Source organism: Nostoc sp. UHCC 0251 (assembly GCF_034932245.1).
Taxonomy (GTDB): domain Bacteria; phylum Cyanobacteriota; class Cyanobacteriia; order Cyanobacteriales; family Nostocaceae; genus Nostoc.
In genome coordinates this window covers 1-11,929 of record NZ_JAYGHD010000118.1, presented here as the reverse complement: position 1 = coordinate 11,929, position 11,929 = coordinate 1, and the positions used below count along the sequence as shown (strand labels likewise).

The following is an 11,929-nucleotide window of genomic DNA, read 5'->3' as shown; positions in this document are numbered from 1 at the left end:
AAAAAACAAAGGCAATAGTGACTATGTTGCAATTTAAATGCCGATTAGCTTAGAAACTTTGGGAGGAAGTGTAGGTGATGTTGTAGTTTCAACTAAGCGTTTGAGCTTTGAAGATGGAGCAGCTATCAATAGCAAAACATTTACACAAGCAAGCGCGAGCAATATACTTCTGGATACTTCTGAATCTATAGAGGTCAAAGGATTTTCTTTTATCAACCCTACCACTAGTAGCATTGCTAGTGGCATTGGCTCATATACTTTTAGTGCTGGCACAAGTGGGAATATTGCGATTAATACAGGTCAATTAACTGCTTTAGATGGAGGCACTATAACGTCTGGAACTTTTGGTACTGGCACAGGTGGGGAATTGCTCATTAATGCGGCTCGTAGTGTTGAATTGAGTGGGTTTAATCCTATCCTTTCTTCCCCAAGTCAAGTAGCTGTAGCGGCTTATAAATCTGGAAATTCCGGGAATTTGAAAGTCATCTCGCCTGAAATTAGATTAAACAACGGAGGCATTATTGCTTCTTATACTTTTTCCAGCGGGAATGCTGGAGATATCACAATTGAAGCCCCTAGTTTTCTAAGTATTACAACCCCTGTCAATACAAAAGATTTATCTTATGAATTTTTGTCTGGAATATCATCATACGCAGTATCCCCTCCTGTATTAATACAACAAGTATTAGGACTATCTTCAGAGGTAAGTGGAGCAGCTAGGAGCATAAAAATAACAACTGAACGATTATCCCTATCTAAAGGTTCAATTACTGTAAGTAATTTAGGCACTGGTTCAGCGGGGAACATAAATATTGATGCAAATATAGTTTCTCTGAAGAATAATTCTTCCATTAGTGGTGCAACCGCATTGGCAGACGGAGGAAATATTTTTATACACGCAAACGATGTGCAATTATTTGACAGTATTATCAGTGCTAGTGCCAGTAATCCTGAGGCGGCTTATCGTCTTTTAGGTATCGACTTTCCCTACAACCTTGCCACAGTCGGTGCTGGTATTGGCGGAAATGTGACAATTAATACAAATACTCTGTTTTCCTTGGGAAATAGCACTATCACAGCCAACGCTTTTGGAGGACGCGGCGGAAATATCAGGATAAATGTTCGTGATGGGTTCCTTTTCTCTGAGAATAGCCTAGTTGAAGCCAGCTCTGAGTTTGGAATCAATGGCACAGTTCAGGTCAATGGACTTGCTATTAATTCCAGGGGCATTAAAGCAGCACCAGAAGTCGTTCAGGAAACTCCTGAAATAGACTCCAACTGCCAGGGGCAATCAGGTGTAGCGACAAGTGAATTAGTGATCAGTAGCAGAGGCGGTTTTCCACCTAGCTCTGACGAAATGCCAGAGAACATTTATGAACGGCAGAATAACTCTGTTCTAATTGATAACAACATTTCGGAAGAACATAAGGCATCAGCAATTGAACAAACCCTAGAAATCGTAGAAGCTAACACCTGGACAATAGACTCTAATGGAAGAATTGCCCTGATAGCAGACCCTAATACAGCCACCCCCGTTGCTTCGGCATTGTCTGCCTCAAAATGTCGTCAGGAATCTTATACATCAGAAGTATCATCAACCATAAAAACAGTACAGAGAAATGATTAAGTTCCAATACTGGTTCAAGTACTCGTTGTTAGGAATTCTAGCTTTGTCAATAGTTGTAAGCCAACCTTCTATTACCCCCGCTCAAACTTCAAACAAAAAAGCACAACAACACAATCAAGCGCAAGTATTGACCCAGGAAGGTTATAAGCAATTAAATCTCGGTCAGGCAATTAAAGCTCTAGAAATTTGGGAAAAAGCTACAAGCATTTATCGTCAATTAGATAATCAAGAGGAGATTAGTGGAAGCTTAATTGATGAAAGTATTGCCTTACAAGCTTTAGGTGCGAATCTTCGTACATGTCATACGCTTGTTGAAGCCTTAAAGTTAGATAAAAATGCTGAAATTTGTACTATTACTCCGTCACAACCGACTGAATCTATAAAACAACTACTTTATACAGCGATTACGAAGCAAAAACCAATATCAGTTTACTTATTGGGATGGCGTCATTTAGGAGAAGCCTTACGCCAAATAGGTAAGCTAAATGAATCAAAAATAGTTTTAAAAGAAACGCTCTTACTTACCAAGCAAATAGCTTCGGCTGATATTAGCGTAATTTTGCTATCTTTAGGGAAAGTTGAGCAATCTATTTACAAGCAAGCACAAAATAGATATTTACAGACAGAAGAACCCGCTTTTCAAAAAGAAATTGTTAATATAATCCAGGAGCATTCACTTAAGTCCCTTGATATTTATCAACAGGTGAGTAATATCCAAAATGCTCCAATCACAGTAAAACTACAAGCTCAATTATACCGTTTGAGTTTACTATTAGATTTTGATAATTGGTTAGCAGCAGAGTCCAATTCAGGTAATATACAATTAAAGAATATTCGTACTAAAATTACTCATCAGATTCAGCCAGCGGCAACTCTAATTATAAGGAATTATTCGGCATTTTCTCAGCTACCAGCTAGTAATTCTATTTATGCCAAACTAAATTTTGCTAAAAGTTTAAATAAGATTGCAAGCAAACAATTACATTCACTAGCTATCGAATATGCTGAAGAGGCATTGCAGACAGCTAAAGGATTGAATAACCCGCGATTAAAGTCAGATAGCTTCGGCACTCTAGGCAAGTTAAAACCAGAGCAATCACTTGCATATTTTCAGGCAGCTTTGAGCCAAGCTCAGTTAAGTCAATCATCGGATCTTGCTTATCAATGGCAGCAGCAGTTAGGGGATTTGTACAAAAAACAAGGAAAATACGATACAGCCCTTCAGGCTTACAGTTCAGCAATTGATAATGTAACTAAAGTGCGTGATGATCTTTTGCCAAGCAATGCAGATTTACAATTCTCCTTCCAAGAAAAAGTGGAGCCTGTATATCGGGAGTATATGCGATTGCTCTTGGCATCTCCTAACCCTAATTTAAAACGAGTAATCCAGGCAAACGAACGGCTGCAAATCGCTCAATTAGAAAATTTTCTTCAATGTGGCAAACTTGACATCATCCCTTTAAATGAAGTTAAAAACTTGTCCAACCCTCCAGCAGTAGTTCACATTATTGATTTAGATAACAGCGTAGAAGTAATTGTCCAGTCCTCTGATGGCTCCTTTCACCACCATTCTGTTGACTCCAAGCTAGTTAAAACTAGCGCCGATAATCTATTAGAAATCTTACAATCTTCTAGACTAGCTTCTATTAATAAAAATTTGATTATTTCGCCTTCTCAATCACTTTATGACTTGTTAATTGCACCCGTCAAGACATACTTACCTCCATCAGGGACGTTAGTGCTTACTTTAGATACATCTTTCCAAAGCTTACCAATAGGTTTGCTTCATGACGGCAAAGATTATTTACTCAAGCGCTACAGCATTGCTCAAACTTTAGGTTCTAGGATTAGACCACCTAAATTTTTACCCAAAGAACAGTTAAGAGCCTTAATTGCTGGACTATCTAAATTTAGTCCCAGCTTTAACGCTCTAAATGCTCCCGAAGGCTTAAAAGCATTGTTAAGAGTGAAACAGGAGGTAGAAGATGTTAAAAAACAAACTACTTCTTCAACAGTCTTATTGAATGAAAAGTTTACTAGCCAGGCGCTTGAACAACAGTTAAGCACAAATAATTTTTCCATTCTTCATCTAACTACTCATGCTCAATTTAGTTCTGATGCCCAGAAAACAATGTTTTTTACTTGGAACAAACCAATTACTGTACTAGAGTTTGATAACTTACTAAAATTAAACGCTCAAACCAATGAAGATGGAATTGAACTATTAGTTTTAAGTGCCTGTGAAACTGCTAAGGGTAATAAGAGGTCAGCATTGGGGATTGCTGGTGTGGCAGCACAAGCAGGTGCCAGAAGTACAGTGGCAACTTTATGGAAGGTAGATGCTGACTCCACTGCTTTACTTATGGAAGAGTTTTACAAAAACTTGAAGTTCGGGACTCCTAAAGCAGAGGCATTACGTCAAGCACAATTAAATTTAATGTCAAATTCTAAGTACAGCCACCCTTATTTTTGGGCTTCGTTCTTGCTTGTTGGTGGATGGCTGTAAAATTTTGTGCAATCACAACCATAAGTTGCCGATAATTTGAACAATTATATATTGGCAATTGGCAATGCCAGCATCTGGTTGCTATTGTTGCCAACTTTTACCTATTGTGCCATTCTACCAACTTTAGTCCTTCTTGCACTCTAGCTAATTCATCTGAATTCCTAGTGCGTTTCGCCAATTCATTTGCTACCTGATAATTGCGAAGCGCTTCATTTGGCAACCATGCTTCTAGGTATCGATCTGCAAGTACTCGGTAAAGAGTGGGGTTCTGGCTTCCTGCTGCCACTCGTGCTTTCAGCGTCTCAATCGATTCATTCAAAAGGCTTTTGGACATAAATACAGCATCTAAATCTAAAAAAGCGGCTTCGTCTGGAGGCAAGTTTAATTCATTGATCTGCTTTACCTTGTATGCAATTTCTTTTTGGTCTTTTTCTGGCAAAACACTGATTACTAAAGGCTCCGAACTAATCAAAGAACCTCCCTGGTTGGCAATGACAGTAATTTTGTAGGTGTTACCAAGTTGCAATTCTATTTGCTCTTTCGGGTATGCCAGTGTAGTCGTTTTCTGATCTACTGTTGCTTCCCAATAAAATTCGTAACCCTTTACAATTACTATGTAATTAGTAGCGTTCGAGACAGCACTCCAAGATATTTGAGGTCGCGTACTTAACATTGAACTGCCATAAGGGCTTATTAGGGTTGGTGCTTCTTTTTCCTCACCCGCCCCTTTAGGGTTATAGCAATTACTCGGATTTAATCCCGTACATAGCTCTGCTATCTCTTGAGGCACTGTACACGTATCTGGCTCCTTGAACACCGTACTATGCTTCAGGTATACAAAATTTCCATTTAAGTAGCACAAAACCTTGACTGTAGCTCCCTTAACTGGATTAATCCGATCTCCTTGGCACAGTCGGCTTCCACTTGGCAAGTGGAGATCGCCTGAGCTAGAGACTCTACCTATAAACTTGCGACACCCACTTTTTACTACTGCTACTGATTGAGTCCGACTTCCTGCGCTGCTAATACTTGATAAAAGTAGTATTGATGGTAATATCGATACGAGCGCTGCAACTTGAAGCTTAAAAACTTTCTTCTTTCTATGGTTGAGTAAAGACTGCATTAAAAGCTTTTATCTATTTACTTGCTTGTTAATAGCATACATAAGTTTGATAGCAAAACAAATAAACTAAATCCATACTTTCGCAAAAATTCACTCTATTGAGAGATTTTTGAGTTATTGGTAAGGCGGTCTAATAATTCCTGCCTCCACTTGAAAACATCTTGCTGAGTAGTCCTAGCAAGCATACAGATTTCCCATGAAAGTCTAGCATCCTCAATTTTACCTAGAGCTTCTTGCACCTGAGCCAGCAAGCAGACAGCATCTATTCTCTTGCTGTCTAAATCACTTGCTTTTTGTAAATATGTCTCTGCCTCGTTATACTGATTTTGCATGAACTTTGCCCAACCCAAATTTTTATATAAAGCAGCTTGTAGTTTTGGGTCTTCAGTCAGGCGCAATCCTTCAAGCGCTAATACACTAGCCTGGGTATAGTCTTCTTTGAGATTTCTGAGGCGCGATAAATCATTAAGCGCAGGCACTGCTTTTTTATTAATTCTAATTGCTATTTTATATTGTTCTTGAGCTAAATCCTCTTTTCCTTCTTGATCATAAAAACTTCCTAACCTATAATATCCCTCCCAGTCATTAGGCTTTAATTTCAAAATCTGCTGATAATTATCTAAGGCACAAGCGACTTCTCCAAGCTGCCAACAAACTACAGCTAAACTATTATAAGCACTTATGTCTTTTCCATTATATTTAAGAGCTAACTCATAATATTTTTTCGCTAGTTTGAAGTCGTTAAAATGACGAGCAGCTTGCTCCAAGTAAAACTGGGAAACAGAAACTTTAAGTTGGGAATTATATTCTATAGCTTGGTTAAAATAGTTTTGTGCAGTTTGCGAATCATTTGCTAATTCTGACTTTTTACCTTGTAGTACTAAATTATTAGCCATTACTGGTAAAAATACTTTAAAACCTCCAAAAAGCCCTAAAGCAATTAATGTAACTAATAAACTAAATAAAGTTTTTTTAGACTTAATTAATTTATAAATTTTACTTTGATAAGGGAGTTTGTTAAGCCGTTGCAAAATTACTTGAGTACTTTGCGGACGCTGACCTGGGGAAGAAGCCATCAAATCATCCAGTAAATCAGCAAAAGGTTTATCAATCTGCGGCGCATATTTTCTCCAGATTAGCCTCCCTTTTTTTTCGTTTATTGGTAGATCCATCAATGACATCCCAGTAACTAAGTTCACAAAAGTCCGACCCAGAGCATAGAAATCTGATTGCGGTACTGCCTGGCCATTCATTTGTTCAGGTGGACTAAAAAAAGCCGTGATCACAGATGTTACTTCGTGTCCACTACCTAATCCTGTACTGCTTCCCCCATTGGTACTAACTTTTGCTAAGTAAGTGCTAGTAATCTCTCGTGCTGCACCAAAATCAATCAACACCAATTTCCCATCAGGCTTATGAATTATATTTTCTGGCTTGATGTCTCTATGAAAAAAGCCGGAGCTATGTACGACATCAAGAGTATTAATTAATTGTGACAACCAATCAAATGCCACATTTTGAGGAATTCGCCCATAAGATTTTAACCATTGCCGTAAATTCTCTCCTTCAACCTTTTGCATTACTAAGCAATGTAATTCTAGAAGAGTGTCCTTTAGTTTAAAAGTGAAGTAATCATCTCTAGCCGACTCAGGAATCCCAGGATATTGAATTATTTGCAAAATTCTAGCTTCTCGCTGAACTAGCTCCACTAATTTAGGTTCGCTCCACTTTAATACTTTCATTACTCTTATTTGAGACTCTGGATGCGATTTTGTGCCAACATCTTCAACCTCAAAAACATTTGTGTTAGTATACAGATTTTCTTCCAAAGAGCGCAACGGGCGTAGCAAACGAATGCGACCATTTATTAACAAAGAATTACCGCAAGCTAAACAGTTTTTGGCGTTATCAGGATTACGGCGCTGTGTACAAAGGTGATTTATGCAGTAAACCACATTTACTCCTGGATGGAATTACTGATTTGTAACACACTTGTTTTTCTTCGCACCAAATTAAATGGATCAACTAAAATGTATTTTCTGATAAGTGGTTGTAAACTATAACTAACTTCTTGCTTACCTGATTTTCTATAAGTTTCAACTAAAGAGCGTTGTTCTAAAATTTCTATTGCTCTGATAGCTTCCGCAATTGATACTTCTAATCCTATTTGTTTTTTTAAAGCTTCAATAATATTATAAAACTGAATTGGAGGTGAGCTTTCTGAAGTTGACTCTGCTAAATAAATCATTATTTCTCTTTGGACATCGCTTAAAAGTCCCGGCTGTCCAAATTGCTGATGTAGCATAGATTGAAGGAGTTGCCCAATAACAGTAGTCCTGTAATCAAAGAATGTTTTTACACTTCCTCCAAAAAGCCGATGAATTCTGTCAGCTGCTTCTTCTAACTCTGATGGGTTTCCACGATGCATTTTAATTAACTCTTTACATTCTTTCCCCCATAGCCCTTTTTCATTTAGCATTCGCATAGCTGCACGTTCCTCTAAGCCTTCAAGGCGTAAAGAGTCAATTGGAAGATTTTTTGTTGCATAAATAACTTCTTCCAAAGGTAATTGACTTGTTATAATTGTACAGTTTTCATGATTCCCCTCTGAAAGTTGAATAAATAATTTTTCATACTCTAATCTTTTCTCAAAATTAGCTATTTGGCCTAGTTTTTCAAATCCGTCTACTACTAGTAGTAAACGATGTAATTGAAAATATTTTAATAATAGCAAAGTTTGATTTTCAATAGATTCATTGTCTATTTCTATATCAAAAGCATTAATTAATTTAGTAAACAAATTGTCAACGGACGAATGTATTTTTATCCAAACTATATCTTTATAGACATTGGGGTTCTCTAAAAGTATTTCTTCTAGTAATTTCGCCGCTAGTGAAGTTTTTCCAATCCCTCCAACTCCAGTTATAACTATGCAGCGTCGTTTCAAAACATGAATTTGATTTTTTAATTTACTAATCTCTCTTTCTCTCCCATAAAAAGATCCTATTTTGGGTAATTCTCCATAAATTCTCGTCTTGCCAACTAAACAATTGTTGTCTAGCTTGGAGACTTCTAACTTAAAATAATTCTTTTTTGCTAGTTTAAGTAAAGCAGGTTTCAAAGATATTTTTTTTACTGGGGTTCCATCACCAATAACCTCTGAAAGCATTGCCCATAATTGCCGAGCCACTTCTCTATGCAAATAGTCCGCGTTGTATCCAGAGTTGCTTGCTATCTCCTTATAGTCTCTCCCGTACCAAGACCCTTTAATTAAAACTCTTTCAGATTTCAGTAAATGTCTTCCGGTATGTTGAAGCACTCGCTCATCCAAAATCTCCAGTATTTTATCTATGTCTAAGTTTTTATACGATTCCATACTTAGTAAGCTTTTATATTATTGTTTTAACAACTCTAAGGGTAGAGTTATTCAATGAAGTACAAGAAGCTACTCTCTTAGCTTACTCTACAAGAAAATCCTCTTAAACACTTACAGAAACCCAAAGTGAACATCTAATGGAACCAGATTCCGTCTAAGTTGTGCTGCATTTTGCCTAACATGACACATTGCACCATAAATTTGTAAGATTAAGTAATCATTATAGGTACAACGCTAACACACACGATTATTCGATTTTTACAACTCTCAAACCCTACTCTCTTAATATTTGTTTACAATCAGATTTTCTAAAAGATTTTCCTAAAACCTACACTTTCTCAATAATTGTTTACAATATCCCTCTTTCAAAAAGCTTTTACAGGTTATATGCTCTAAATGTTACGTTCAATAAGTACCACTACTGCATCTATAGATGTAGTATCACGATTACGCTTTAATCAAAATTGACTAATGTAATCAGTGATACCTTTGAGTAGTACCAGACATCGGTTTACCCCAATTTAATGATTACACCTAATCTCGTGTGTAACTAACCTCGTAGTACTCTTTTAAAAAGATGAAACAATTCCTGCTAAAAATCAAATTCTTGTTAGATCCCAAACGGACATAACTTCTGTACAATCAAGCTAATTGAAGGGAGACATGGAGGTGAATATACAAAACTATCAAAACTTAACGCACAAAGCGCCACTAAGGAGTAGCGCTTTGTACGGGTCTTAAATTCCATATAACCTCAGAGCGGGAGTTGATCTCGAAAGAACAAAACAAGTTGTCGTTAAAGTTTGCCTACTAGTCACGACTACTAAATTTGTCCGAGAGTATAATCCGCGCTGCCACATCCATTATAGGATCTGCCGCACGAAAAGTCTATTTTTTGCGGTGGGTTTTGGCTATCGAAATTCTAAAGATTTGCTAAGGTTAAGTTTAATTAAGAAATATCCGAATTTCGTAGCAAAAAGCATAGCAGCGCGAGTAACAGGTATCAGTTATCAGTTGGAATTTACAGTCCTTGATAACTGTCAACTGTTGACTGATAACTGATACAACCCTCTCTGAAGCTTGTAAACCGAGTTATCAGAGGCGAAATCATGACTTTGACTTATATCAAAACCCCCAAGGGCGCAGTAGTTGAGCGCATTGGGTCAGATAGTAAGATTACACATCTTGTATGCGGTCTAGTAAAGGGTAGTTTCAGCAATATCCTGGCTAAAACGAAAATTGTCAGACTTTTTATAGGAGTGGAATTAGCTTTTAGTGTGCATTTGCTGTTTCCAATAGTGGTGCGCCAAACCATTCGTGCGTGGTGGCTAGCATCAGGGTACAAATTATGCTGACACTAGATAGAGAAAGCAAATCAGTACTTCATTACGATGATCTCAACAGCAGTATCAAAGAGACCTTCGCTACCATAGACCAATTTGAGTTGCAAGCAGTAGAACAGATTCGCCTCATGCATCATGAGCGGATGTACAGAATCGCTGGGTACAAAAACTTTGAACAATATTGCCAAGGCGAATTGCATGTATATGGCGGCTATCGGCGTATAAATCAACTCTTAGGGGCTTCAAAAGTTATTGTTGCCGCAGGAGAGTTGGGGCCACAGATTAAAAATGAGCGCCAAGCCCGTCCTCTTTTGAGGTTAGCTAAAGAACCAGAAAAACTTATTGCTGCGATAAAACTGGCTTTATCATCAAACCCAAACCCTAGCGAATCAGATTTCGCAGTTGCCGCAAATACAATTGCTCCAATGCCAAAAGGAAAAAATAAATTCCTTCAGGAACCATTGGTTCCGAAAAATGCCATCACAATTTCATCACCAGAACATCCCCGTTATGGGGAATCGGGAGTGATTTGTGCAGACGCACCGAATAATTCGCAGCAGATTGTGACTTTCGCTGATGGTGAAAGGCTGTTGGTAAACAACACTGATTTGGATGACGCAATTGTGTCCGAATCGACTGAGCGAACTTATCCACCAGAGTACTCCGAAGCGATCGCGGCACTTAAAGAGCAACATAAGCTTCAGTTAGAGCGACTGGAACAGGAATTGAGGATTGGACTACAAGCAGAGGTTAAGGCTCTAGCCGAAGCCCAAGTAAGTGAGCAAATCCAATCTCTGCAAAACCTATACAGGCAACAGAAGGAGGAAAATATCCAGTTGCAGCAGCGTTTAGACGAGATGGAATCGCTACGGCACCTGGAAACTGAGAACCAGCAGCTAAAAGAGCGCATTCGGGATTTGGAAAACGCCTTTGAGCCGCATCAATTACAAGACTGGGGGAATACTTACACTAAACAAAGCGCTAAAGCATTAAACAAGAAGGTTCAGGAACCACTGGAGAAGACAATTGATTTGCGAACTCTGGCACTTGTTCCACCCAAAGAAAATGCGACTGAATGTCTGCGCCTCATGGGTATGGCATTGAAAAACCTAAGCGTTGCCATGAACAATACCCAAGCTCTTGAGGCGGCGGCGATAATTTTGGGTACTAGTCCCACACAGTCAGCCATCGCAACAAGGACGGAGCAATTACAGATGCTACCTGTGGCTATTAGGGAAATTAGGCAAGTACTTGCACGTATTGAGTTTACATGGCTTGACTTTTGGGCTGTGGCTGAAAAATACGAGGTGATAAAACCTGACTACTGGGCTGAACTTACCACCCAGGAGACTGATTTAATCACACAAGCTCGAAAAGACAGTGAACAGTTAACAGTTAACACTTAAGCTAATCGTCATTCATTTTTCCTTCTTTGATTTGCTGTAAGGACAACCCTACGGGTTCTGCTCCCGGAGTACAGCATGACTGATGACTGATAACTGATAACTGTTCACTGATGAATGCGGCATAGGTGCAATGTCGCCGAAATTGTCATGGAAAATTTTAGGAAAAAATGTGAATACAAATAAAAATGCAATTAAGAGTGGCAACAAAGAGCGATTCGAGCCTAAACCAGATTGCAAGGTATCAGTTGAGCAGAGCGAACACCCAATTGAATACCCAAACAATCTCACGCCTGCCGAGTACCATGAGTTGCTAGCTGGTAGTGCCATTCATCCAGCACTGATTGAGAGCAGTTTCTTCCACATAGAAGGAGAAACAATCTACGACTACCTGTTCATCTCTGACAAAATCCCTCGCAAAAATGCCGGTCGAGTCACGGATGCATACATAAGGCAATATCAGCATCTATTACTGGGGGGAACATGGATTCAATCTCTTGACCCCTTCAACAATTGGCAAGCAATGGAGTGGGGGCGGATTAAGCCCAACT

Annotated in this window: 8 protein-coding genes; 5 read left to right on the top strand and 3 right to left on the bottom strand. The window is 38.6% G+C overall.

Translation table 11 applies throughout. The features are described from left to right. The first annotated feature begins 37 nt into the window (after nucleotides 1–37). Both VB740_RS14385 and VB740_RS14380 read left to right on the top strand, forming a co-directional pair. Complete coding sequence (locus tag VB740_RS14385; protein WP_323200664.1) at nucleotides 38–1,627, top strand: hypothetical protein; 1,590 nt, start codon at nucleotides 38–40, stop codon at nucleotides 1,625–1,627. 43 nt (nucleotides 1,628–1,670) lie between these two features. Then, entirely contained in the window at nucleotides 1,671–4,133 is a 2,463-nt protein-coding gene (locus VB740_RS14380) for a CHAT domain-containing protein (RefSeq protein ID WP_323200663.1), read from the top strand. A gap of 97 nt (nucleotides 4,134–4,230) precedes the next feature. Here VB740_RS14380 and VB740_RS14375 read toward each other — a convergent pair whose 3' ends face one another. The 3 genes from VB740_RS14375 to VB740_RS14365 form a co-directional block, all read right to left on the bottom strand. Next, nucleotides 4,231–5,256 carry a hypothetical protein gene (locus VB740_RS14375; RefSeq protein WP_323200662.1) on the bottom strand — a complete coding sequence of 342 codons (1,026 nt, stop codon included), beginning with the start codon at nucleotides 5,254–5,256 and terminating at the stop codon, nucleotides 4,231–4,233. A 95-nt stretch (nucleotides 5,257–5,351) separates the two neighbouring features. After that, on the bottom strand, nucleotides 5,352–7,211 hold the full coding sequence (locus VB740_RS14370; protein WP_323200661.1) for a protein kinase domain-containing protein: 1,860 nt from the start codon (nucleotides 7,209–7,211) through the stop codon (nucleotides 5,352–5,354). A 2-nt stretch (nucleotides 7,212–7,213) separates the two neighbouring features. Further along, nucleotides 7,214–8,632 carry an AAA family ATPase gene (locus VB740_RS14365; protein ID WP_323200660.1) on the bottom strand — a complete coding sequence of 473 codons (1,419 nt, stop codon included), beginning with the start codon at nucleotides 8,630–8,632 and terminating at the stop codon, nucleotides 7,214–7,216. Nucleotides 8,633–9,741: 1,109 nt separating this feature from the next. Between VB740_RS14365 and VB740_RS14360 the strand changes: the two genes are divergently transcribed. The 3 genes from VB740_RS14360 to VB740_RS14350 form a co-directional block, all read left to right on the top strand. Beyond that, nucleotides 9,742–9,987, top strand: a complete 246-nt coding sequence (locus VB740_RS14360; protein WP_323200659.1) for a hypothetical protein — start codon at nucleotides 9,742–9,744, stop codon at nucleotides 9,985–9,987. Continuing rightward, nucleotides 9,981–11,381 carry a hypothetical protein gene (locus VB740_RS14355; RefSeq protein ID WP_323200658.1) on the top strand — a complete coding sequence of 467 codons (1,401 nt, stop codon included), beginning with the start codon at nucleotides 9,981–9,983 and terminating at the stop codon, nucleotides 11,379–11,381. Before VB740_RS14360 ends, VB740_RS14355 begins: the two co-directional genes overlap by 7 nt. A 265-nt stretch (nucleotides 11,382–11,646) precedes the next feature. Beyond that, on the top strand, nucleotides 11,647–11,929 hold a 283-nt coding region (locus VB740_RS14350), incomplete at its 3' end, for a hypothetical protein (protein WP_323200665.1).

Coding starts and splice junctions, on each gene's coding strand:
- VB740_RS14355 (WP_323200658.1), top strand. CDS start 9,981: ATGCTGACACTAGATAGAGAAAGCAAATCAGTACTTCATTACGATGAT.
- VB740_RS14385 (WP_323200664.1), top strand. CDS start 38: ATGCCGATTAGCTTAGAAACTTTGGGAGGAAGTGTAGGTGATGTTGTA.
- VB740_RS14375 (WP_323200662.1), bottom strand. CDS start 5,256: ATGCAGTCTTTACTCAACCATAGAAAGAAGAAAGTTTTTAAGCTTCAA.
- VB740_RS14365 (WP_323200660.1), bottom strand. CDS start 8,632: ATGGAATCGTATAAAAACTTAGACATAGATAAAATACTGGAGATTTTG.
- VB740_RS14360 (WP_323200659.1), top strand. CDS start 9,742: ATGACTTTGACTTATATCAAAACCCCCAAGGGCGCAGTAGTTGAGCGC.